Below are 22,950 nucleotides of genomic sequence, written 5' to 3' on the forward strand. Positions count from 1 at the left end.
TACCGCGCGGCGGCGCGAATGTGGAGGATCAGCGCGCGAGGTGCCGCAGATAGCGCCTCTCCAGCCGGGCGACGCCCCAGACGACCAGCCATGTCAGCGCCATGTAGAGCGCGGCGGCGGTCAGCAGCCCCTCGTAGACGACGTAGTAGCGCCCGTTCACCAGCCGTCCGACGCCGAGAATGTCCTGGATCGTCACCAGCGAGGCGATGGCCGAACCGTGCAGCATGAACACCGTCTCGTTGCCGAGCTGCGGCAGGGCGCGGCGCAGCGCGCCGGGGATCAGCACGCGCCGCGCCGCCAGCCAGGGCGACATGCCGAGCGCGGCGCAGGCCTCGCGGTCGCCCTTCGCCGTGGCGACGAGCGCGCCGCGCAGGATCTCGGTCTGGTAGGCGGCGGAGTTGAGCGTGAAGGCGATCAGGCAGCACCACCACGCGTCGCGCAGAACCGGCCAGAGAAGGCTGTCGCGCACGAAGCCGAACTGCGCGAGCCCGTAGTAGATGAGAAACAGCTGCACCAGCAGCGGCGAGCCGCGGAAAACGTAGACGTAGCCGCGCACAAGCGTATCGACGACCGGCGCGCGCGCGGCGCGCGCGCAGGCCATCGGCAGCGCCAGCACGAAACCGAAGACCAGCGCCAGCGCGGTGAGGTGCAGCGTGATCCAGACGCCCTCGACCCAGCGCGGCGCCTCGCTCAGCACGAGGCAGGGGTTGAAGAACCACGGGCTCCCGGCTTCGGAGGCCGCGGCCGCCGCCGCGCACATCGCCTCCATCGCTCAGGTCCCCCGCGCAAGGCGCTTCTCGGCGCGGGCTAAGGCCCAGCCGGAAACGGCGGTGATGAGGAGATAGGCGACGAGCACCGCGAGCATGAAGGTGAAGGGATCGCGCTCGCGCCGGCCGACCTTCAGCGCAAGCCCCACGAGGTCGCTCAGCCCGATGACGGAGACGACCGCCGTCGACTTCACCAGCACCTGCCAGACGTTTGCGTAGCCGGGCAGGGCGTGGCGCATCAGCTGCGGCGCCGCGATGCGCCACAGCAGGCGCGAGCGGGAGAGGCCGAGCGCGACGCCCGCCTCGATCTGCCCGCGCGGCACGGCGAGCCAGGCGCCGCGGAAGGTCTCGGCGAGATAGGCGCCGTAGATGAAGCCGATCGCCAGCACCCCGGCGGCGTAGGCGGAGACGTCGACGCCCTCAAGCCCCACGGCGCCGGCCAGCGCGTTCACGAGGCGCTGGCCGGCGAAATAGATGATCAGGATGGTCACGAGGTCGGGGATGCCGCGCACGACCGTCGAATAGGCCGCGGCCGCGCCGCGCCCGACCGGCCCGCCGCCGAGCCGCGCCGCCGCCGCGAGCGCGCCGAGCACGCTGGCCAGGGCCAGCGCCAGCACGGCGACCGAGACCGTCACCCAGAAGCCCTGCAGGAGCAGCGGCCCCGCGCCGATCAGCGCCTCCACTGCAGACTACGCCAACCGCGCGCCCTCAGCCGTCATATACGTCGAACGGAAAGTAGGCGTCGTTGATCTCCTTGTAGACGCCGCTTTCGCGGATCGCGAGGATGGCCGCCGAGAGCCGGTCGCGCAGCTCCGTGTCGCTCTTGCGCACGCCGATGCCGGCCCCCTCTCCGTGATACCGGGGAACCGAGTAGGCCGGACCGACGAATGCGAAGCCCTCGCCTGCGGGGGTGTTCAGGAATCCGTCCTGCGCGGCGATGCTGTCCTGCATCGCCGCATCGCAGCGACCGGATGTCAGATCGAGATACACCTCGTCCTGGGTCGGGTAGAGCACCAGGCTGGCGGAGGGAAATTCGCCCTCGATGAACGCCTGATGGATCGAGCCGCGCTGCACGCAGACCGTCTTGCCGGCGAGCCCCGCATCCGTGATCTCGGCGTCGAAGCCCTCCGGCGCGACGAAGCTCGCCGCCGTCTGATAGTACTTGCCGGTGAAGTCGATGCGCTGCTTGCGTTCCTCGGTGATCGACATCGAGGCGAGGATGGCGTCGCACTTGCCTTCCTCAAGGGTGGGGATGATCGCGTCCCACTCGGTCTGCACCATCTCGCAGGACGCGCCCATCTCGGCGCAGAGCGCCTTGGCGATGTCGATGTCGAAGCCCTCCAGCTCGCCGGCGTCGGAGACCTGGCTGAACGGCGGATAGGCGCCCTCGACGCAGATGCGCAGGTCCTGCGCGGCGGCGGGCAGGGCGAAGGCCGCGACGAGCGCGGCGGCGGCGATGGGCGTGCGTGCCATGGCGGTGGAGACCCCTGTCATTCGGTTCGGCGCCTTCACGGGCGCATTGGCGACAGGTTAAGCCCGAGCGACGGGGGGGCAGCAAGCCCCGACGCCGCCACGTCTCGCGGCGACGACCGCCGCGGGCGCGCCTCAGGGGCGCGTCTCAGTCGCGCACGCGGGCCAGGAACTGGCGCAGGCGCTCCGATTTCGGCGCGCCGAAGAGCGTCGCCGGAGGCCCCTCCTCCTCCACCACGCCCTGGTGGAGGAACACCACCCGGCTCGCGACCTCGCGGCAGAAGCCCATCTCGTGGGTGACGATCAGCATGGTGCGCCCCTCCGCGGCGAGGTCGCGCATCACGCCCAGCACCTCGCCGACGAGTTCGGGGTCGAGCGCCGAGGTCGGCTCGTCGAACAGCAGCACATCCGGCTCCATGGCGAGCGCGCGGGCGATGGCGACGCGCTGCTGCTGGCCGCCGGAGAGCTGGATCGGGTAGGCGTGCGCCTTGTCGGGCAGGCCGACGCGCGCGAGCAGCGCCTCGGCCCGCTGCGTCGCCGCCGCCGCGCTCAGGCCCAGCACATGCACCGGCGCCTCGACCAGGTTCTCCAGCACCGTCATGTGCGACCACAGGTTGAAGCTCTGGAACACGAAGCCGACGCGCGCCCTGAGCCGCCTCAGCGCCGCCGCGTCGCGCCGCCCCGCGCCCAGCGCCACCCGCTCGCCGCCCACCGAGACCTCGCCGGCCTCCGGCGTCTCCAGAAGGTTGATGCAGCGCAGCAGCGTGGATTTTCCCGAGCCTGAGGCGCCGATCAGCGCGATCACCTCGCCGCGCGCGGCCTCAAGCGACACGCCCTTCAGCACCTCGACCAGCCCGAAGCGCTTGCGGATGTTGCGGACGGAAAGCTGCGGCTCCATCGCCGCAATGCTTCACGCCCCGCGCCGCGCGTCAAGGCGCCCGGCGCGATGCTGCTATGCACAACCGCGCGCCGTTGATATGACGCGCGCGCGACATGCGGCCTTCGGGGGCCGAGGGGGAGGGCGCGATGAAGGGCGACACGAACATGAAAATCCTCTCGGGCAACGGAAACCGGCCACTGGCCGAGGCCATCGCGCGGCGCATCTCGGTCTATCGCGGCGGGTCCGTCGGCATCGCCGACGCGCGGGTGGAGCGGTTCTCCGACAAGGAGATCTTCGTGGAGGTGTTCGAGAACGTCCGCGGCGAGGACGTCTTCATCGTCCAGCCGACCTCGAACCCCGCCAACGACAACTTGATGGAGCTGCTGATCATGACCGACGCGCTGCGCCGCTCCTCGGCGCGGCGGGTGACGGCGGTCATCCCCTATTTCGGCTACGCGCGGCAGGACCGGCGGACGTCGGCGCGCACGCCGATTTCGGCCAAGCTGGTCGCCAACCTCATCGAAAAGGCGGGCGTCGACCGGGTGCTGACGATGGACCTGCACGCCGGCCAGATTCAGGGCTTCTTCGACCTTCCGGTGGACAACCTCTACGCGGCGCCGGTGTTCGCGCTCGACATCCGCCACCATTTTCAGAACGCCGAAGGGCTCATGGTGATCTCGCCCGACGTCGGCGGCGTGGTGCGCGCGCGCGATCTCGCCAAGCGCATCGGCGCGGGGCTCGCGGTCGTCGACAAGCGCCGCGCCGGCCCCAACGAGATCGAATCGATGACGGTCATCGGCGAGGTCGCCGGCAAGACCTGCCTGATCGTGGACGACATCTGCGACACGGCGGGGACGCTCTGCGCCGCCGCCAAGCTGCTGCGCGAAGAGGGGGCGACGGCCGTGCACGCCTACATCTCCCACGGCGTGCTCTCGGGCCCGGCCCTTGAGCGGCTCGGCGGCTCGCTGCTCGACACCCTCGTCGTGACCGACAGCATCGAGCATTCGGCCGCCGTGCGCGCGGCGGAGAAGATCCGCGTCGTCTCGGTCGCGCCGCTCTTCGCGCAGGCGATCCTGAACGTCGGCAACGACACCTCCGTCTCGTCGCTGTTCCGCGAGGACACGCTCGCGCCGATCTACGAGGCGCACTACCGATTCGCCTGACCGCGCGGAGCGGTTCAGTCGGCGGCGAGGTCCGGGGGCCAGGGGCGCTCGGCCTCAGCCGCGATCCATTTGGCCGCCCAGTCCGGCAGAGTCGGGGCCCAGTCGGGCCGGCCCATCGCCGTCAGCACGGTCGTTGGCGGCACGATGCGGCCCCTGCTGGTCACGGCGACCCGCATCAGCCCGGCGGACGCCGCCTCGCCGCGCACCACCATCGCCTGATGCATGTAGAACCAGCGCATGTCATGGCCGAGGCCGCGCGTGCGCAGGCTGATGCGGTCGAACGCGCGCACGCGCCGGCGGTAGCGCACCGAGGCGCCGCCCACCGCGAAGCCCCAGCCGTGGCTTCGGGCGTGCCGACTCAGCCCGATACGGGCGGCGTGATCGAGCCGGCCGAGATCGTAGAGCGTCAGCACGCGCCCGTTGTTCATCTCCGCGAACATGTCGAGATCCCACGGCCAGCAGGTCAGGTGGAGCGTCGCGACCTCCTCGAGGGCGAGCGGCTCCTTGCGCCGGGCGGCGGCGGCGACAATGGCGAGGCGGACGAACGGATACATGCCGCAGTGATGCTGCACCGCAGCGAAGTCCGCAAGCCGTGACGCGCCGTCAGGCCCCGGCGTCCGCCTGCCGCCAGAGCGGCGCGGCCCCGAAGGTCTCCACGAGGAAGTCGACGAACACGCGCACGCGCGGCAGCAGGTGGCGGCGGTCGGCGTAGAGGGCGACGATGTCGGTGTCCTCGCTGGCGTAGTCGGGCAGCAGATGCGCGAGCCTGCCGGCCCGGATGTCGTCGCCGATGAGATACTCCGGCAGCCGGGCGACCCCGAGGCCGGCGAGCACGGCGTGGCGCAGGGCGTCGGCGCTCGACGCCTCGAAATTGCCGCGCAGCGGGACCACGCCGCCGTCGGCGCCCTTCAGACCCCAGTCGTTCCACTGCTGGAGCGACATGAGGCGCAGCACGTTCGCGCGGGCGAAGTCCTCCGGCCTCTCGAACGGGCCGTTCGCGGCGACATAGGACGGCGCCGCGATGATGATCCTGCGGTTGCGCGCGAGCCGGCGCACGATCACGTCGCCGTCGCCGATCTGCTCGGTGAAGCTGAGCGCGACGTCGACGGCGCCGAGGTCCACCGGGCGGTCGCCCAGTTCGAGCGCCACGCGCAGGTCGGGGTATTGCGCGAGAAAGGCCGGCAGGCGGGGGATCAGCTGCGCCTTCGCGAGCGCGACGGTCGCCGCGACCCGCAGCGTGCCGCGCGGCGCGGCGCCGTGTTCGCCAAGGCTCGCCTCGGCCTCCGCGACCCGGGCCGCCACGTCGGCGCAGCGGTGGTAGAAGGCGGCCCCGGCCTCGGTCAGCGACACGCCGCCCTGCCCGCGCGTCAGCAGGCGCACGCCCAGCCTGTCCTCCAGCGCGCCCATCTGCTTGCTGACGGCCGAATGGGCGTGCCCGGCGCGCCGGGCGGCTTCGGAGAAGCTTCCCGCGTCCACCACATGCGCGAAGAGGATCATCTGCGCCGAGAGGTCCATGGTTCGGCCCTGTTCCATCTGGTGACGGCTGGTGTCACCGCCCAACCTATACGGTTTGTTAGGCTCCTTCGCTATCTTGTGCAGTGCAACAGAGGAGCGGCGAGCGCTCCCCGGGAAACCGCCAGGGGCACGAGGCGTCGACCGATGCGCGGTCGTCGCGATGGCGGGCGAGAAGCCCCGCCGAGGCCCTGCGCCATGTGGGCGCAGCAGGTGGAACCGGCCCCGACCGGGGGCTGCAGGCGCAATTGGCCCATCGGGCCAGGGAGCAGAAGATGAACGTGCAAGCATATCGTCGCGCCGGTCTGGCGCAGGATTTCGGAACCATCCTCGGTCCAATCCGCGCTCTCCGCGCCCATGTCGAGGACTGGGCGCGCCGCCGCGAGGCCTATCACGAGACGTTGGCGGAGCTGTCGGCGCTGAGCGACCGCGATCTCGCCGACATCGGGTTCCATCGCAGCGACCTGCCTCGGGTAGCGCGCGAAGCGGCGGCGCTGTCATGAGCGCCGCGACGCTGGGCCGCGCCGGGGCCGCGAACGCCGGCGAGGGCCGCGCATGGCTGCGCAAGGTCTGGATGCGCTTCCAGCGCGCCCGCCTCGAGGCCGCCATGCGCGGCTTCACCGACGCGCAGCTCGCCCAGATCGGCGTTACGCGCGAGGGCGTCGCCGAGCACGCCCGCCAGCTGGTCGAAGAGCGCGGCTGAGCCGGCTTGGCGCTGGGCCGCCGCCCGGCTAGAAGGGCGGGCATGGACAACGTGCTCGCCCGCATCCGCGCCTACAAGCTTGAGGAGATCGCCGCCGCGAAGGCGGCCGTCCCTGAAAGAACCCTGCGCGCGGCGGCCGCCGACGCGTCGCCGCCGCGCCCCTTCGCCGCCGCCCTGCGCGCGGCCGAGGCAGCAGGCTACGGCCTGATCGCCGAGATCAAGAAGGCGAGCCCCTCCAAGGGGCTGATCCGCGCCGACTTCGAGCCGGCGTCGCTCGCCCGGGCCTATGCCGAGGGCGGCGCGACCTGCCTCAGCGTGCTCACCGACACGCCGTCCTTCCAGGGCGCGCCAGAGTATCTGCGCGCCGCGCGCGCGGCGGTCCCGCTGCCCTGCCTGCGCAAGGACTTCCTGCACGATCCCTATCAGGTGATCGAGGCGCGGGCCTGGGGCGCCGACTGCATCCTCGTCATCCTCGCCGCGGTCGACGACGCGATGGCGCGCGAGCTGGCTGACGCGGCGCGCGCCTTCGGCATGGACGCGCTGGTGGAGGTTCACGACGCCGACGAGATGGCGCGCGCCCGGGCGCTGGGCGCGGATTTCGTGGGCGTCAACAACCGCGACCTGCGCAGCTTCGTCACCGACATCGCCACGACAGAGCGCCTCGCGCCGCTGGCGCCGGAAGGCGCGCTGCTGGTCGCTGAGTCCGGGCTCGGCGCGCCGGCCGATCTGGCGCGCCTCGCCCGCGCCGGCGCGCGCAGCTTCCTGATCGGCGAGAGCCTGATGCGCGCCGACGACGTGGCGGCGGCGACGCGCGCGATCCTCGCCCAGGCCCCCGCGCCGGCATGAGCGGGCTCACACATTTCGACGCCAAGGGCGACGCCCACATGGTCGACGTCTCCGGCAAGGACGTCACCAGCCGCACCGCGACCGCCCGCGGCGCCGTCCTGATGGCGCCGGAGACGCTGGCGCTCGTCACGGAGAACCGCGCGAAGAAGGGCGACGTGCTCGCGGTCGCGCGGCTCGCCGGGATCATGGCGGCCAAGCGCACGGCCGATCTCGTGCCGCTCTGCCACCCGCTGATGCTCTCGAAAGTGACGGTGGAGCTGACGCCGCGCCTGACTGGCGAAGGCGAGGCCCGCGTCGAGATCGAGGCGACCGTGCGCGTCGAGGGCCGCACCGGCGTCGAGATGGAGGCGCTGACGGCGGTTTCGGTCGCGGCGCTGACGGTCTATGACATGCTCAAGGCGACGGACAAGGCGATGCGCCTGACCGACATCCGGCTGGTCCACAAGGACGGCGGGCGCTCGGGCGCCTTCCACGCGACGTGAGCGCCGCGCCGCTGCTGACCGTGCCGGAGGCGCTCGCGCGCGTTCTCGCGCTGCTGGCGCCCGTCGGTGTCGAGACCGTCGGGTTGAGCGAGGCGGCGGGCCGCGTGCTGGCGCAACCCGCCGTCGCACGCCGCGCGCAGCCGCCCTTCGACGCCTCGGCGATGGACGGCTACGCCGTGCGCGCGGCCGAGGCGACGCCGGGCGCGCGCCTGCGCGTCGTGGGGGAGGCGCCGGCGGGTCGCGCCTGGACCGGCGACCTCGGGCCGGGCGAGGCGCTGCGCATCTTCACCGGCGCGCCGCTGCCGGCCGGCGCGGACGCCGTGCTCATCCAGGAGAACGCTCGGGCCGAGGGCGACGCCGTGTTCTGCCTCGAAGCCGTGGCGCCAGGCGCATGGGTGCGCCCGGCGGGGTTCGATTTCGGGCCGGGAGCGTCGCTCCCCGCGCCGCGGCGGCTCTCGCCGGCGGACATCGCCGCGCTCGCCGCGATGAACCTGCCGGAGGTCGTCGTGCGCCGGCGGCCGCGCGTGGCGCTGGTGCCGACCGGGGACGAGCTGGTGGAGGTCGGGGCGGCGCCGGCCGCCGACCAGATCGTGGCCTCCAGCGGCCATGGCCTCGCCGCGCTGCTGGCGGGTTTCGGCGCCGCGCCGGACCTCAGGCCCATCGCGCCTGACCGCGTTCCCGCGCTCGGCGCGGCGCTGCGGGCCGCCGCCGGGAACGCCGACCTGATCGTGACGCTCGGCGGCGCCTCGGTCGGCGACCATGATCTCGTGCGCGGGGTGGTCGGCGACGCCGCGCTGAGCTTCTACAAGGTGGCGATGCGGCCCGGAAAACCGCTGATGGCCGGGCGTTTCGCAGGCGTCCCGATCGTCGGCCTGCCTGGCAACCCGGTCTCTGCGATGGTGTGCTGCCACATCTTCCTGCGTTCCGCGATCGACGCCCTGCTCGGTCTGCCGGCGGGGCCGGCGGGTCGGCGCGAGGCGATCCTCGCGGCGCCGGCCCCGGCGGAGGGGCCGCGCGAGCACTATGCGCGCGCGGCGGTCGAGAGCGACGGCCGGGTGCGCCTGTTCGAGAATCAGGACAGTTCCGCGCAGATGCTGCTCGCCGGCGCCGACGTTCTGGCGGTGCGCCCGGCGAACGCGCCGGCGGCCGCCGAGGGCGACGCCATCGAGGTTGTCCCGCTGCGAAGCGCTTGACGCAATAAAGGAACGGCGGTAGAACTCAAGCGGAACGAAACCGGATGGAGGGTGCGCCGTGCTGACCAGGAAACAGCTTGAGCTGCTGCGGTTCATCCATCAGAGAACCCAGCGCGACGGCGTGTCGCCCTCCTTCGACGAGATGAAGGAGGCGCTCGATCTGAGGTCCAAGTCAGGCATCCACCGCCTCATCACCGCGCTCGAGGAGCGCGGCTTCATCCGGCGGCTGGCGCATCGCGCGCGCGCCGTGGAAGTCATCCGTCTGCCCGACGCGATGGAGACGGAGCGGCCCGGCTTCAGCCCGAGGGTGATTGCAGGCGGCGCCCGGGCGCGCGAGAGCGCGGCTTCGCCCGGCCCGCGGATGGACGTGGAGACCGAGAGCGTGGCCGTGCCGCTGGTGGGCCGCATCGCCGCCGGCGCCCCGATCGAGGCGCTCGAACACCGCGAGCGGGGCGTCGGCGTGCCGAGCGGCATGCTGTCGCCGGGGGCCGAGCACTTCGCGCTGGAGGTGAAGGGCGATTCGATGATCGACGCCGGCATTTTCGACGGCGATCTCGTGGTGATCCGCAGTCAGGACGTGGCCGACGACGGCGACATCGTGGTGGCGTTGATCGACGACGGCGAGGCGACGCTCAAGCGGCTGCGACGGCAGGGCAGGGGGCGCGTGGCGCTGGAGGCCGCCAACCCGCGCTACGAGACCCGCATTCTCGCGGCGGATAAAGTGAAGATCCAGGGAAGGCTCGTCGGCCTGATCCGCACCTACTGATCGTCTGCGGAGCCGGCGGCGCGGGCCGCTCCCGACCAGAGCCGCCCCGGCTTCCGGATGGTCCGCAGCGCCATCGCCGGCGGATCCGCTGAGGTCGGTCGCGCGCTCCGTTCGTCTGCGGCCGCGCCGCCGGTCGAGGACGGCGGGTGCCGGGTGGGCGAAGGTCGGGCTGGCTCTTGCCGGATCGGAGCGGGGGGCGTCGTCCGCGGCGAGCCGACCTCGTCGGCGGCGCCGCCCTTCAGGGACGTCCGCGCGGCCCCGACGACAGACTGGCTCGGCGAGGCCGACTGCGCGTCAGGATCCGAAGCGACGGGGCGTCCGACGAGCGGGCCTGTCCCGGCGAGGGCGCGGCGGTCGATGACGCCGCAGGCATCCGGCGTCACCAGCCATGCGACGCCCTCCATGGACGCCGCCGACAGAGCCTGAACACCGCCTCGCGTCGACTCGGGAGCGGCGGCCCAAGGCGCGACGACCACCGTGGCGGGTCCGCACAGGCGGTCGAGCGCCCGGCGGCTCAGGCGGCCGCCCTGCCACACCACGACGCGCCAGCCAGTGTCGAGCGCCGCGCGCGGGGCCGGCCCGTCCTCGTCGAAGCCGGGCGCGTCGTCGCCCAGCGCGCCGTCGCGCCGCAGCCATGTCGCGCGTGCGAAGTCGCCGCCTCGGCCCTGCTGCACCGCGCGCCCCGCAGCCGTCATGGCCGCGACGGATCCATCCTCGGCGATGATGAGCGGCGGCCGCGGCGCCGGCGCCGCCCAGACGGCGCCCGCCAGCGCCAGAACGGGCAGCCCCGCAAGGCGCAGCCGGCTGCGCCAGAGGCAGAGCCAGAGCCCCCCGGCGGTGGTCAGCCACAGCGCCGACGGCGGGGCGGCGGGAACGGCGCGGACAGCGCCCTCCAGACTCGCCGTCCACCGCGCCACGGCGAGGATGCCCTCGATCCCGGCGCCCGCCGCGGTGAGCGCCGGCTCTTCCCAGCCGAGAGGGGCGAGAAGGGCGGCGGCGGCGAGAGACGGGGCCACCAGCAACCCCATCAGCGGCACGCCCCCGAGATTCGCGAGAAGGCCGTAGGTCGCGGCGCGGTTGAAGTGGAACGCGGCGAAGGGCGCGGTCGCGAGCCCCGCGATGAGGCTCGTCGCGACCAGCCCCACGACATAGCGCCCGACGACGACCGCCGCGCCGCGGCGCCTGCGCGTCGTCAATCGCTCCCGCGCCGCCTCATACGCCGCCACCAGCGCGACGGTGGCGGCGAAGGACATCTGGAAGCCGACCGAGAGCACCGTCTCCGGCGCGAGCAGCAGCACCACCCACGCCGCGAGCGCCAGCCCCCTCAGCGTCACCGCCGACCGCCCCGCTAGCACCGCAGAGAGTGCGACGGCGGCCATGACGAAGGCGCGTTGCGTCGCCACCGAAGCCCCCGAGGCCAGGAGGTAGCACAGGGCGGCCGCCAGCGCCGCGACGGCCGCGACGTCGCGCGCGGCGACCCGCGCCGCGAGCGGCCCCGCCGCAGCGCCGCTTGCGGCGAGCGCCAGCCGAACGCCGCCGAAGACCAGCCCGCAGACGATGGCCATGTGCAGGCCCGAGATCGCCAGCAGATGCGCCAGCCCGCTGTCGCGCAGCGCCTCCAGCGCGTCCACCGGAAGGCCGGCGCGGTCTCCGGTCACGATCGCGGCGGCGAAGGCCCCGGCCTCGCCCGGCAGCCGTGCGCGAAGCCCGTCGCCCAGCCGCGCGCGGGCCTGCGACAGCGCCTCGCCGAGCGCCGCAAGCTGGCCCGCAGCCGGCGCGTCCGGCAGGCGCGCAAGCCGCCCGCGGGCGACGCCGACGCCGCCCAGCCGCTCGAACCAGGCCGCACGGGCGAAGTCGAAGGCGCCCGGCTCGACCGGTCCGCCCGGAGGGCGCAGCAGCGCCAGCACCGAGACGCGGTCGCCCGGCGACACCCCGTCGGCCGCGGTTTCCGAGAGCAGGGTGACGCGCACCCGCGCCGGCGTCTCGGCGGGCGCCAGACCCCAGATCCGCAGGTCGCCGAAGGTGATCCGGGGGCGGCCGGCGGCGGACTGCGATAGCGCCTCGACCCTGCCCTCGACGAGCCCCTCATGCTCGGCGAAAAGCACCGGCGCCGCAACCGCATGCGCCCTCAGCCCCGCCCAGCCGAAGCCGGCGAGCAGGCAGGCCAACGCGACCGCCCCGGCAAGCCGCGCCTCGCCTCCGCTCCGCGCCGCGACGAGCAGCGCAGCGGCGCCGGCCAGCGCGGCGAACAGCGCGACAAGGCTTGGCTCGGCCGGCGCGAGCACATAGGACTGCACGCCGAGGCCGAAGAGCACCGGCGTCCAGAGCGGCGCGCGCCGCCGCTCCTGCGCCCACAGGGCCGCGCCGAAAGCCGCGCCGGCGGCTGGCGTCTTGGTCTCGGCGGCTGCGTTCATGCTGACGGCGGATCTCCGGGGGAAGTCGAGAATGAGTGAAAAAGCCGAAGTCGTCACGCGGTTCGCGCCGTCGCCCACGGGATACCTGCACATCGGCGGCGCGCGCACGGCGCTTTTCAACTGGCTCTACGCGCGCGGGCGCGGCGGCCGGTTCCAACTTCGCATCGAGGACACCGACCGCGCGCGCTCCACGCCCGAGGCGACCCAGGCGATCTACGACGGGCTGCGCTGGCTGGGGCTCGACTGGGACGGCGAGGCGCTGAGCCAGTGGAGCCGCGTCGATCGCCATCGCGAAGCCGCCGAGGAGATGGTCGCGCGCGGCGGCGCCTATCGCTGCTACGCTTCGAAGGAGGAGGTCGACGCCGCCCGCGCCCGCGCCGCAGAGGAGAAGCGCCCGCAGGTGTTCGAAAGCCCCTGGCGCGACGCCGACCCCGCCGACGCGCCCGACCTGCCGCACGTCATCCGCCTCAAGGCGCCGCGCGAGGGCGAGACGGTCGTCGAGGACGCGGTGCAGGGGACGGTGCGCTGGGCCAACGCGCAGCTCGACGATCTGGTGCTCCTGCGCTCCGACGGCGCGCCGACCTACATGCTCGCCGTCGTGGTGGACGACCACGAAATGGGCGTGACCCATGTCATCCGCGGCGACGACCACCTCACCAACGCTGCGCGCCAGTCGCTGATCTACGCTGCGATGGGCTGGGCGCCGCCGGTGTTCGCCCACATCCCGCTGATCCACGGCCCCGACGGCGCCAAGCTCTCCAAGCGCCACGGCGCGCTCGGCGTAGAGGCCTATCGCGACATGGGCTATCTGCCGGAGGCCCTGCGCAACTATCTCGCGCGGCTCGGCTGGGGCCACGGCGACGACGAGTACTTCACCACCGAGCAGGCGCTGGAGTGGTTCGACCTGCCGGGCGTGGGCAAGGCGGCGGCGCGCTTCGACTTCGCCAAACTGGCCGATCTCAACGGCCGCTGGATCCGAGACAGCGAGGACGGCGCGCTGCTGGCGCAGGTCGAGGCGCTTTTTGCGGCGCAGCAGCGCGCCCCGCTCACGCCGTCGCAGCGCAGCATGATGGCCCATGCGATGCCGGGGCTGAAACAGCGCGCCAAGACGCTCATCGAACTCGTTGAATCTGCGTACTATATCCTTGTGGACGGCGTTCCCGAGCCTGACGAGAAGGCGGCGAAGCTGCTTTCGCCGGAGGCCCGCGACATCCTCGCCAAATTGACCCTCCGTCTGCAGGATGTTACCGAATGGCGCACTGCGGAACTTGAGATGGTCGTGCGCGCTTTCGCCGAGGACGCCCAGATCAAGCTTGGCGCCGCGGCGCAGCCGCTGCGCGCCGCTCTGACAGGCCGGGCGACGTCGCCCGGCGTCTTTGATGTGCTTGAAACGCTGGGTCGCGACGAGAGTCTCAGACGGCTTTCGGCCCAGGCGACATGACGGGACGCCGCATGCCTGACGGGGCGGCGCCAGGTAGACCGCTCGCCGGGCGCGCGACCGCGCCCCGGCCAACTACGGGGCGCGCGGCTTGCGCGCCTCGCGCAACAACAGGGGGTGCGCATGGCTGACGGCGCTCACAAGAACTCGGCGACCTTCACCTATGACGGCAAGACGATCGATCTGCCGGTCATCGCCGGCTCGGTCGGGCCGGACGTCGTCGACATCCGCAAGCTCTACGCCCAGACGGGCATGTTCACCTACGATCCGGGCTTCACGTCGACCGCGGCCTGCGAGTCCGCGATCACCTACATCGACGGCGACAAGGGCGAGTTGCTCTATCGCGGCTACCCGATCGACCAGCTCGCCGAGAAGAGCCACTATCTCGAAGTGTGCTACCTGCTGCTTTATGCGGAGCTGCCGACCGCGGCCCAGCTTGAGGATTTCGAGGCGCGGGTGACGCGGCACACCATGCTGCACGAGCAGATGGTGAACTTCTACCGCGGCTTCCGGCGCGACGCGCACCCGATGGCGGTGGTCTGCGGCGTGGTCGGCGCGATGAGCGCGTTCTACCACGACAGCACCGACATCAACGACCCGTGGCAGCGCGAGGTCGCGTCGATCCGCATGATCGCGAAGCTGCCGACGATCGCCGCCTGGGCCTACAAGTATTCGATCGGCCAGCCTTTCGTCTATCCGCGAAACGATCTCGACTATGCGGCAAACTTCCTGCACATGTGCTTCGCGACGCCGTGCGAGGAGTATGTCGTCGACCCGATCCTCAGCCGCGCAATGGATCGCATCTTCACGCTGCACGCCGACCACGAGCAGAACGCCTCGACCTCGACGGTGCGCCTCGCCGGGTCGAGCCAGGCCAACCCCTTCGCCTGCATCGCCGCCGGCGTCGCGTGCCTCTGGGGCCCCGCCCATGGCGGCGCCAACGAGGCCGCGCTGGCGATGCTGCGCGAGATCGGCGCGCCCGAGCGCATCCCCGAGTTCATCGCCCGCGCGAAGGACAAGGACGATCCGTTCCGCCTGATGGGTTTCGGCCACCGCGTCTACAAGAACTTCGACCCGCGCGCGAAGGTGATGAAGCAGTCGGCTGACGAGGTTCTCGGACTGCTGGGCATCGAAAACAACCCGACGCTGCAGGTCGCGAAGGAACTCGAAAAGATCGCGCTCGAGGACAGCTATTTCGTCGACCGCAAGCTCTACCCGAACGTCGATTTCTACTCGGGCATCATCCTCGACGCCATCGGTTTCCCGACCTCCATGTTCACGGCGATCTTCGCGCTGTCGCGCACGGTGGGCTGGATCGCGCAGTGGAAGGAGATGATCGAGGATCCGGAGGGTCGCATCGGCCGCCCGCGCCAACTCTACACCGGCGCTCCCTCCCGCGACTACAGCGACGTCGAGACGCGCTGAACCCGCCGGTCGGCGCTTCGGCGTCGGCGCAATCCTCGCGAAGCGCGGGTCCGGAGCCGTCCGGGCCCGCGTCGCGTTTCAGCGCGACGCTTCTTCGCGCGGCGCGTCGCGCAGGTCGGCGAGGATCGCGCGCGCGGCGCGCGTCTCGGGGGGCGGGCCGTCGCCGCCCAGCGCCGCGCGCACCACGGCGAACGCGGCGCGCTGCGCGGCGCGCGCGGGCCCTTCGCTCAGCAGCGGCGCCACCGCGTCGGCGGCGGCGCGGGCGGTGAAATGCTCCTGCAGAAGCTCCGGAACCGGCCCCGGCTCAGGGGCCAGCGCCGCACGCGCCCCTCGTCGGGCGTCCGGGACGGGCGGGGCGCCGGCCACGAGATTGACGAGATTGGCGCTGCCGACCGCAACCAGCCGCCGGACGATCGACGCCGTCAGCGGGTTGGCGCGATAGACCGAGACCATCGGCAGATCCGCCGCGGCGAGCTCCAGCGCGACCGTGCCGGAGGCGCAGAGCGCCGCCGTCGCAGCCCTGAAAGCCGCGCGTTTCCGCGCGGCCGCGAGCTCCGGCGGCGCGCCGCGCGGGTCGAGGATGTCGGGCCTGACCGCCCAGCCGGCGGACATCGCCGCAGCCGCCTCCGCCACGCCCGGCACCGTCGGCAGGATCACGCGCAGGTCCGGCCGTTCGGCGCCGAGCAAGCGGATCGTCTCCCCGAACAGCGCCATGTGGCGGCGCAGCTCGCCCATGCGCGAGCCGGGCAGGGCGAGCAGGACCGGGGCGCCCGGCGCGATGTCGAGCCGCGCGCGCAGCGCCGCGACGGCGGCGGCGTCCGCCTGCGGCGCCGCCATGGCCGGATGGCCGACGAAGTCGCAGGGCAGGCCGACAGCCTCGAAGAACGGCGGCTCGAAGGGCAGCAGCGCGAGCACGCGATCGACATATGCCGCCATCTTGCGCGCCCGGCCCGGCCGCCACGCCCACACCGACGGCGCCACATAGTGGATCGCGCGCGTCGCGGGGGCCCGCGCCTTCAACCGCCGCGCGACGCGCAGCCCGAAGCTGGGGCTGTCGATCGTGACGAGCGCATCGGGCCGCCATGCGGCGGCGGCGTCGACCGTCTGGCGCAGCCGGCGCAGGATCGCCGGCAGGCGCGGCAGCACCTCCACCAGCCCCATCACGGCGAGGTCGTCCTGCGGAAACAGGCTCTCGAAGCCTTCCGCCGCCATCAGCGGGCCGCCGACGCCGGAAAAGCGCGCCGCGCCGCCCGTCTCCTCGCGCAGCGCGCGGATCAGGGCTGCGCCCAGCGCGTCGCCGGAGGGTTCGCCGGCGACCAGAAACAGCCGCGGGCCGTCCGCGGTCACGGCGCCCAGCCATGCAGGAACAGGCCCGCGGCGTCCGCCGCCGCCGCCGTCGCCTCCCGCCCCAGCACCAGCACGCCGCCAGCCCGCACCGCGACGCCCGCGAAGCCGGCCTCCCCCGCGCGCCGCAGCGTGTCCGGGCCGATGGCCGGCAGGTCCACGCGCCAGTCCTGACCGGGCTTAGGCCCCTTGAACAGCACCGGCGCGAAGCCGCCCGCCCGCAGCGCCTCCGGCGTGCGGCCCACGAAGTCGATCAGCGCGTCGGTGCCCTGCAGGGTCTCCAGACCGAGGCACAGCCCGCCCGAGACGACCGCGCCCTGGCCGACGTCCTCCGCGCCGATCATCGCAACGAGGGCCGCGGCGCGCGCGACGTCCGCAAGCTCCTGCGGGGCTGCCCGCCGGGCGGCCATGTCCCCGGCCGGCGCCAGCAGGCCCCTGGCGGCGTCATGGGGCGCGACCAGGGCGAAGCCCTCGCGTTCGAGCACCGCGGCGAGGCCGCCCAGCAGCGCGTCGTCCCCCTTCTTCAGGAGTGGAAGGATCGCGGGCGCCAGCCGCAGCGCCGTGATGTCGAAGGCGAGCGGGCGCAGTTTCGGGCGCGCCATGCCCCCGGCGAAGGTGACGCGGTCGGCGCCCGCGCGGCGCAGGGCCGCAAACAGCGCGCCGGGCTTCTCGAACGGCTGCACGGCGTGGGGATGCGCCGCGATCCAGTCCGGCGCGGCGCCCTCGAAGGCGCAGACGACGTAGCGTCGCCCGTCGGCCCGGCAGGCTTCGGCGATCAGCCGCGGCAGCGCGCCGGCGCCGGCGATCACCCCTAGCGCGCCGCCGGAGGGCTGGACTGCGGGCCGGCTGGCGGCTGGGCTGGCGACGGCGCCGGGCGCCATGGCCGCTCAGTCTTCCGGCGTGCAGTAGGCCCGGGCGCTGTGGCCGGCGACGAACTCGATCATCTCCGTCGCCAGCGCGCTGCCTGCATAGGCGGTCCGCGCCGCCTCGGCCCGCGCCGCCAGCGACCCCTCGCCGTGGAACACCGCCCGGAAGGCGGCGCGCAGCGCGTTGACGTCGTCGCGCTGGGCTCCGCGGCGCTTCAGCCCCACGAGGTTCAGTCCGGCGAGCCGCGCCCGGTCGCCGATCACCGAGCCGTAGGGGATGACGTCCTTCTCGACGCCGGTCATGCCGCCCACCATGGCGCCGCGCCCGATGCGCACGCGCTGGTGCACCGCGCATATCCCGCCAAGCACCGCCATGTCGCCGACCTCGACATGGCCGCCGAGCGTGGCGTTGTTGGCGAGGATCACGTCGTCGCCCACCATGCAGTCGTGCCCGACATGGACGCCGACCATGAACAGGCCGCGGTCGCCCACGCGCGTCAGCCCGCCGCCGCCCTCGGTGCCGGGGTTCATCGTGACGTGTTCGCGGATCATGCAGTCCGCGCCGATCTCCAGCCGCGTCGCCTCGCCGCGGAACTTGAGATCCTGCGGCTGGTGGCCGAGCGAGGCGAAGGGCCAGACGCGGGTGCGCGCGCCGATCCGGGTTTGGCCCGCGACGACGACATGGCTTTCGAGCCGCACATCTTCGCCGAGCGCCACGTCGGGCCCGATCACGCAGAAGGGGCCGATCACGACCCTGGCGCCGATGGCGGCGCCGGGGTCGACGAGGGCGGTCGGGTGGATGACCGGCGCGCTCATTGGGCGCCGGGGCGGCGGGGATCGTCCCGCAAGATGATCATGGCCGCATACTCCGCTTCGGCCGCGATCTCGTCGCCGACCCGCGCCTCGCCCCAGAACTTCCACACCTTGCCCCGGCCGCGCAGCACCCGCACGTGGAAATCGATGCTGTCGCCGGGCCCGACGCGGCGACGGAACCGCGCCTTGTCGATGCTCATGAAATAGACGAGCTGTCCCTGGTCGATCATCCCCAGCGTCTCGACGACGAGCACGCCGGCCGTCTGGGCCAGCGCCTCGATCAGCAGCACGCCGGGCATGATGGCTTCGCCGGGAAAGTGGCCGGGCACCCAGTGCTCGCTCCCGGTCAGCAGCGTCTGCCCGATCGCGCTCTCGCCTACGCGGATGTCGCGCACGCTGTCGATCAGCAGGAACGGGTCGCGATGCGGGATCATCCGCATGATGCGTTCGCGGTCCGCGAACGCAGGCGCGGTCTCCGCGCTGTCGCCCTTATGCTCGCCCATGCGCCTCCCCAATCGTTCGCGCGCTGTCATCAACCAAACGCTGCGGCGGGGGTCAAGTCTCGCGCTTTCCACGCTGGCCGCGCAGACCGCCTGGCCTGCGGCCCCCGCTGATGGTCGGGGGCGGGACACGGCGGGCGTGCAATGCGGAGTTTCTCGATCGCTCATGGGCCGTGCGCCGCGGAGGCGGCGCCGACAAGGGCGGAAATCCGATCCCGCCGCCGACCGCGCCGCAGAACTCCGATTGCTCGACGCCCGTCGACCATGACGCCGCCCACAAGACCTCCGCGGTGCACGCCGCGCCTGCGGACCGCTTCATCGAGCGGTTCGACCTCTCCGCCGAACCGCGCCAGCGCCGCATGAGCGAGGGGCTCAGACCCGCGAGGTCGGCTCGTCCAGCAGACCGTCCTGGGGGACGGTCTGTGGACCCGACGCCGGAAACCGCAGGCTGACGGTTGCGCCGCTCCCCGGCGCGCTGCGCACCTGAAGCGCGCCGCCGTGCCGGCACATGACGATGTCCACCAGCTGGAGACCGAGGCCGGCGGCGTCGTCGCCCCGGGTCAGGTCGCGTCGCCCCATGACCTCGGCGGGGTCGAAGCCGGCGCCGTCATCGGCCACGGTCAGCGTCACGCCGCCGCCGCCGCAGGCCTGCGCGGACAGGGCGATCGATCCGCCGGCCCGCGAATGGCGGATCGCGTTCAGCAGGACGTCGCCAAGCGCGAGACGCACCGCCGCAGGGTCGCACAGGACGCGCAGCTCCGGGTCGGCGTCCAGCGTGACCGTGAGCCCGGACGCTCTGGCAAGCGGCTCGACGCTCTCGCGGGCGGCTGCGAGCAGCGCCAGCGCAGGGGTCGGCTCCGCCGCGATGCGGATGGCGTCCCCGCGTGTCAGGGACAGGCTCTGCACCCGCGTCACGAGCGCGAGCAGCCGGTCGGCGGAGATCCTGAGATGGTCGACGAACTTGCGATGGAGCGGCGACAGCGGGCCGCCGATCTCGGCGCCCAGCAGTTCCGCGAAGCCGATGACGCCGTTGAGCGGCGTCCGCAGCTCGTGGTTCATCGCGGCGAGGAAATCGTCGCGCTCGCCGGCCCGTCGGCGGGCGAGCGCCGACGCCCGACGGCGGAGCCGCTCGCGCCGGCGCGCCAGATCGGCCAGCGCCGCGACCACGAGGGCCGCCAGCGCGCAGACGCAGACCCAGGCCTGCATCACCAGCGCGCGGTCCGCCGGCGCCTCGATCCACACCGGCCCGTAGCCGGCATGGGCCAGATGGAGCCCCGGCGCGACCGTCAGCAGGATCGACGCCGCGGCCCCCATGGGCCCGAACGAGGCCGACAGCCAGATGACCGCCGGGAAGGTCAGGAACAGCAGCGCGGGATGCCGGGTTCCCGCCTCGGTTCCGGCTGCGCCGAGCAGCGCGTGCTCCAGCGCCGGCAGCATCTGGAAGTCGTAGCAGACAGCGAAGAGGGTGAGCCCCGCCAGCATCGCGAACTCCCGGGGGCGCCGCGCCACGATGCGCCCGCCGCGGCGCGCGCCGACATGCCTCAGCAGCAGCGCCGCCGCCGTCAGCGTGAAATAGGCGGCGATGTCGCCGGCCGCCCAGTCGCGCCATGTCCGCAGGGGGTCGTAGGCTGTCAGGACCACGTTCTCGATCGACGCTGCGGCGAGCAGCGCGGCAAGGCCGCCGAAGGCGATCGAGACGAGAAAGGTCGCGACGACGAAGCGGACGATGTCCTCTAGCCGCCCGAGGCTGAACGCCCGGCCTCTGCGCCAGCGCAGGATCGTCGCCAGCGTCGCGGCCTCGGCGATGTCGATGATGAGAAACGGCGTCGTCCCGATCAGGTTCTGGCCGCTGATGGCGGCCCAGCAGATGCCGGCGGCCGCGAAGGCCGCGCAGCAGCCGACGGCCTCGGCCAGCGTGACCCGGACCGTCAGCGCAACGGCGAGCGTCGCCAGCGGCAGATAGAGGACCGAAACGCCGGTGTCGCCGAGCCTCGGCGACAACCAGCCCGACGCGGCGACCAGCGCGATGACGAAGGTTGCAACAACACGAACCCACGCCATGAAACACCGCCCCGAACAATCGCCACCGCCCCGAAGGCCGCCCGCGGCACGGTGCGCCGGCCCCCCGCCTCACGCAAGCGTCCGCTTGCATGACGGGGGGCGACCGGCGGTCGCCCGCCTCAGACGTTGAGCAGCAGGTGCTCGCGCTCCCAGGCCGAGATGACCTGCTGGTAGGCGTCGTGCTCGGCGGCCTTCACCTCCAGGAACATCGTCACGAAGTCGTCGCCCAGCGCCTCGCGCAGCGCGCTGGAGCGGCGCAGGTTGTAGAGCGCGTCGAGCAGGTGGCGGGGCAGCCGCTGGCTCTTCATCACATAGGCGCTTTTCTGGAGCGGCGCGGTGGGCTCCAGACCTTCCTCCATGCCGAGCCAGCCGCAGATGAGCGAGGTGGCGATGGCGAGGTAGGAATTCGCGTCGGCGCCGGGAATGCGGTTCTCGATGCGTCGCGCATGGGGGCGCGAGGCGGGCACGCGCAGGCCGACGGTGCGGTTCTCAAGGCCCCAATGGGTGTTGATGGGCGCGGCGAAGTCCTTCACCAGCCGGCGGTAGCTGTTCACGTTCGGCCCGATCAGCGCCATCGCCTCGTGAAGGTATTTCTGCAGCCCGGCGATGTGGCTGAGAAAGAGCGGCGTGTCGCGGCCGTCTGGGTCGGAGAACAGGTTCTCGCCGGTGTCCACGCTCACGACGCTCTGGTGGATGTGCATGGCCGAGCCGGGTTCGCTCTGGTGCGGCTTGGCCATGAAGGTGGCGTAGATGCCGTGCTTCAGCGCCGCCTGCCGGACCGTGCGCTTGAAGATGAAAACCTGATCGGCCAGCGACAGCGCGTCGCCATGGTCGAAGTTGATCTCGACCTGCGCGGCGCCGCCCTCGTGGATCAGCGTGTCGACGTCGAGACCCTGCGCCTCGCACCAGTCGTACATGTCCTCGAACACCGGATCGAACTCGTTGACCGCGTCGATGCCGTAGGATTGCCGCCCCGTTTCGGCGCGGCCCGATTTGCCGACTGGCGCCTCCAGCGGATAGTCGGGGTCGAGGTTGCGCTTGCAGAGGTAGAACTCCAGCTCCGGCGCGACGACCGGCTTCCAGCCGCGCTCGGCGTAGAGCGCCAGCACCCGGCGCAGCACCTCTCGGGGGGCCATCACGCAAGGCTCCCCAGCCCGGTGGCGGGCGTCGCAGATCACCTGCGCGGTCGGCTCGTCGTACCAGGGCACGAGCCTTAGCGTCGCCGGGTCGGGGTGCAGGATCAGGTCCGGCTCCGTGTAGTCGATCACCTCGCTGTCGACGAAATCGCCGGTGACGGTCTGCGCGAACACGCTGTCGGGCAGGCGCAGGCCGCTCTCGCCGGCCGAGATCAGGAACTTCTCGGTCGGCAGGATCTTCCCGCGGGCGACGCCCGACATGTCCGCCACGAGGCACTCGACCTCTGTGACGCGGCGCGACCGCAGCCATTCCGCCATCTCCGCCACGGTCCCGTCTCCGGCCTCCGCCGGCCGGGACAGCCCTTCGACCTCGGTGTGACGCCGCGCCCGGGCGGCGGGGGATGCGTCGTCTCTGGCGGCGCGGCGGATCGGCTGGGGCTCAGTTGTCTCTGGGGGCATTCTCGATCACGAACTGGGAGGGTTCGATGCGCACGTTCGCGCGCATGTCGCGCAGCGCGACGGTGGTGGCCTTGCCCTCGGCGTCCGTCACGATCCACTGGCGCAGCTCCAGCGGATTGTTGGAGAACACCATGGTGATGTCGCCCTGAACCTCGCCCGAAGGGTCGCCGGCGGTGACGGCTAGCTGGTTGTCGCCGCGCTCGATGCGCGTGACGGCGCCCTCGCGGCGCAGGTCGACGTTCTCCTTGAGCAGGAGATAGAGCGGCGTCTCCGAGAGCGGCACGCGGTCGGCCACGCCGTCTCGCGCGTCGATCACCGCCACCCAGAAGCCGTCCGCGATCACCAGCGTCGGGTTGGGAGGGGCGTATTCGAACCGCAGGCGGCCGGGCCTGCGCATGTAGAAGTCGCCCTCCGACACCACGCCGCCAGGGTCGACCTGCACGAAATTCCCTTCGAGCGTCTCGGTGGCGTTCAGATAGTTGGAGATGCGGGCGAGGTCTCTCGCGTCCTCTGCCGGACCGGCGGGGGCGGGTGCTGGTAGCGCGAGGGCGAGCGCGAGGCTTGCGGCGAAGGCGGCGAAGGTCTGGGTCATGGGCTCGCAGGTGGCCTTGGGGGGCGCCGCGCGCAAGGCCGCGCCGCGTCACCCCACCTATACGACGAACCGCCGCCGCTGGAAACGCGTCTGTCGCGGCCGATGGACGCCGTTCGGGGC

At 72.6% G+C, this 22,950-nt stretch carries 23 protein-coding genes; 9 read left to right on the forward strand and 14 right to left on the reverse strand.

Going from position 1 to position 22,950, the window contains the following annotated elements:
* Nucleotides 1-28: 28 nt before the first annotated feature.
* The 4 genes from BLW43_RS10860 to BLW43_RS10875 all read right to left on the reverse strand — a co-directional run bounded on the left by BLW43_RS10860 (nt 29) and on the right by BLW43_RS10875 (nt 3,135).
* Complete coding sequence (locus tag BLW43_RS10860) at nt 29-769, reverse strand: ABC transporter permease (RefSeq protein ID WP_245731015.1); 741 nt, start codon at nt 767-769, stop codon at nt 29-31.
* Nucleotides 770-772: 3 nt separating this feature from the next.
* Nucleotides 773-1,450: an ABC transporter permease gene (locus BLW43_RS10865; RefSeq protein WP_093253106.1), complete on the reverse strand. Its 678-nt coding sequence runs from the start codon at nt 1,448-1,450 to the stop codon at nt 773-775.
* Between the two features lie 25 nt (nt 1,451-1,475).
* Nucleotides 1,476-2,240: a transporter substrate-binding domain-containing protein gene (locus BLW43_RS10870; RefSeq protein WP_093253116.1), complete on the reverse strand. Its 765-nt coding sequence runs from the start codon at nt 2,238-2,240 to the stop codon at nt 1,476-1,478.
* Between the two features lie 145 nt (nt 2,241-2,385).
* Nucleotides 2,386-3,135, reverse strand: coding sequence for an ATP-binding cassette domain-containing protein (locus tag BLW43_RS10875; protein ID WP_093253119.1), 750 nt, complete (start codon nt 3,133-3,135; stop codon nt 2,386-2,388).
* Nucleotides 3,136-3,263: 128 nt separating this feature from the next.
* On the opposite strand from BLW43_RS10875, the gene BLW43_RS10880 reads away from it, so the two are divergent.
* Entirely contained in the window at nt 3,264-4,280 is a 1,017-nt protein-coding gene (locus BLW43_RS10880; protein ID WP_093253121.1) for a ribose-phosphate pyrophosphokinase, read from the forward strand.
* A gap of 14 nt (nt 4,281-4,294) precedes the next feature.
* Here BLW43_RS10880 and BLW43_RS10885 read toward each other — a convergent pair whose 3' ends face one another.
* Together BLW43_RS10885 and BLW43_RS10890 are read right to left on the reverse strand one after the other, a co-directional pair.
* Nucleotides 4,295-4,834: an acyl-CoA thioesterase gene (locus BLW43_RS10885; RefSeq protein ID WP_093253124.1), complete on the reverse strand. Its 540-nt coding sequence runs from the start codon at nt 4,832-4,834 to the stop codon at nt 4,295-4,297.
* A 49-nt stretch (nt 4,835-4,883) separates the two neighbouring features.
* Entirely contained in the window at nt 4,884-5,813 is a 930-nt protein-coding gene (locus tag BLW43_RS10890) for a LysR family transcriptional regulator (RefSeq protein ID WP_175478851.1), read from the reverse strand.
* 254 nt (nt 5,814-6,067) lie between these two features.
* Here BLW43_RS10890 and BLW43_RS10895 point away from each other — a divergent pair, with 254 nt between their 5' ends.
* Genes BLW43_RS10895 through lexA form a run of 6 tightly spaced genes read left to right on the forward strand, consistent with a single transcriptional unit; the run spans nt 6,068 to nt 9,782 of the window.
* Nucleotides 6,068-6,295, forward strand: coding sequence for a DUF1127 domain-containing protein (locus tag BLW43_RS10895; protein ID WP_093253351.1), 228 nt, complete (start codon nt 6,068-6,070; stop codon nt 6,293-6,295).
* Nucleotides 6,292-6,495 (forward strand): hypothetical protein, encoded by a 204-nt coding sequence (locus BLW43_RS10900; protein ID WP_093253129.1) that lies wholly within the window; start codon nt 6,292-6,294, stop codon nt 6,493-6,495. Before BLW43_RS10895 ends, BLW43_RS10900 begins: the two co-directional genes overlap by 4 nt.
* A gap of 42 nt (nt 6,496-6,537) precedes the next feature.
* Complete coding sequence (trpC, locus tag BLW43_RS10905) at nt 6,538-7,341, forward strand: indole-3-glycerol phosphate synthase TrpC (RefSeq protein ID WP_093253131.1); 804 nt, start codon at nt 6,538-6,540, stop codon at nt 7,339-7,341.
* Nucleotides 7,338-7,823 carry a cyclic pyranopterin monophosphate synthase MoaC gene (gene moaC / locus BLW43_RS10910; RefSeq protein WP_093253134.1) on the forward strand — a complete coding sequence of 162 codons (486 nt, stop codon included), beginning with the start codon at nt 7,338-7,340 and terminating at the stop codon, nt 7,821-7,823. The genes trpC and moaC overlap by 4 nt, the downstream gene beginning before the upstream one ends.
* Entirely contained in the window at nt 7,820-9,016 is a 1,197-nt protein-coding gene (locus BLW43_RS10915; RefSeq protein WP_342741605.1) for a molybdopterin molybdotransferase MoeA, read from the forward strand. The genes moaC and BLW43_RS10915 overlap by 4 nt, the downstream gene beginning before the upstream one ends.
* A 58-nt stretch (nt 9,017-9,074) precedes the next feature.
* Complete coding sequence (gene lexA / locus BLW43_RS10920; RefSeq protein ID WP_093253136.1) at nt 9,075-9,782, forward strand: transcriptional repressor LexA; 708 nt, start codon at nt 9,075-9,077, stop codon at nt 9,780-9,782.
* On the opposite strand, the gene BLW43_RS10925 is transcribed toward lexA, so the two are convergent.
* On the reverse strand, nt 9,776-12,196 hold the full coding sequence (locus BLW43_RS10925) for a ComEC/Rec2 family competence protein (protein WP_175478852.1): 2,421 nt from the start codon (nt 12,194-12,196) through the stop codon (nt 9,776-9,778). The genes lexA and BLW43_RS10925 overlap by 7 nt on opposite strands.
* A 31-nt stretch (nt 12,197-12,227) precedes the next feature.
* Here BLW43_RS10925 and gltX point away from each other — a divergent pair, with 31 nt between their 5' ends.
* Together gltX and gltA are read left to right on the forward strand one after the other, a co-directional pair.
* Nucleotides 12,228-13,637 (forward strand): glutamate--tRNA ligase, encoded by a 1,410-nt coding sequence (gene gltX / locus BLW43_RS10930; RefSeq protein WP_093253356.1) that lies wholly within the window; start codon nt 12,228-12,230, stop codon nt 13,635-13,637.
* A gap of 120 nt (nt 13,638-13,757) precedes the next feature.
* Nucleotides 13,758-15,059, forward strand: coding sequence for a citrate synthase (gene gltA / locus BLW43_RS10935; RefSeq protein ID WP_093253142.1), 1,302 nt, complete (start codon nt 13,758-13,760; stop codon nt 15,057-15,059).
* A 78-nt stretch (nt 15,060-15,137) separates the two neighbouring features.
* On the opposite strand, the gene lpxB is transcribed toward gltA, so the two are convergent.
* The 7 genes from lpxB to BLW43_RS10970 all read right to left on the reverse strand — a co-directional run bounded on the left by lpxB (nt 15,138) and on the right by BLW43_RS10970 (nt 22,830).
* Complete coding sequence (gene lpxB / locus BLW43_RS10940) at nt 15,138-16,406, reverse strand: lipid-A-disaccharide synthase (protein ID WP_093253159.1); 1,269 nt, start codon at nt 16,404-16,406, stop codon at nt 15,138-15,140.
* Complete coding sequence (locus tag BLW43_RS10945) at nt 16,403-17,284, reverse strand: LpxI family protein (RefSeq protein ID WP_093253162.1); 882 nt, start codon at nt 17,282-17,284, stop codon at nt 16,403-16,405. Before BLW43_RS10945 ends, lpxB begins: the two co-directional genes overlap by 4 nt.
* Before the next feature lie 6 nt (nt 17,285-17,290).
* A complete protein-coding gene (lpxA, locus tag BLW43_RS10950; RefSeq protein ID WP_093253164.1) occupies nt 17,291-18,085 on the reverse strand; it encodes an acyl-ACP--UDP-N-acetylglucosamine O-acyltransferase in 795 nt (264 codons plus the stop codon).
* A complete protein-coding gene (fabZ, locus tag BLW43_RS10955) occupies nt 18,082-18,585 on the reverse strand; it encodes a 3-hydroxyacyl-ACP dehydratase FabZ (protein ID WP_093253167.1) in 504 nt (167 codons plus the stop codon). The genes lpxA and fabZ overlap by 4 nt, the downstream gene beginning before the upstream one ends.
* 369 nt (nt 18,586-18,954) lie before the next feature.
* Complete coding sequence (locus tag BLW43_RS10960) at nt 18,955-20,643, reverse strand: sensor histidine kinase (protein ID WP_093253169.1); 1,689 nt, start codon at nt 20,641-20,643, stop codon at nt 18,955-18,957.
* A gap of 119 nt (nt 20,644-20,762) precedes the next feature.
* The gene (locus tag BLW43_RS10965) at nt 20,763-22,097 is read right to left on the reverse strand and encodes a glutamine synthetase family protein (RefSeq protein WP_093253358.1); all 1,335 of its coding nucleotides are present in this window, start codon (nt 22,095-22,097) and stop codon (nt 20,763-20,765) included.
* Between the two features lie 121 nt (nt 22,098-22,218).
* A complete protein-coding gene (locus tag BLW43_RS10970) occupies nt 22,219-22,830 on the reverse strand; it encodes a LolA family protein (RefSeq protein WP_093253172.1) in 612 nt (203 codons plus the stop codon).
* Nucleotides 22,831-22,950 lie beyond the last annotated feature (120 nt).

Source organism: Rubrimonas cliftonensis (assembly GCF_900107585.1).
GTDB classification, from domain to species: domain Bacteria; phylum Pseudomonadota; class Alphaproteobacteria; order Rhodobacterales; family Rhodobacteraceae; genus Rubrimonas; species Rubrimonas cliftonensis.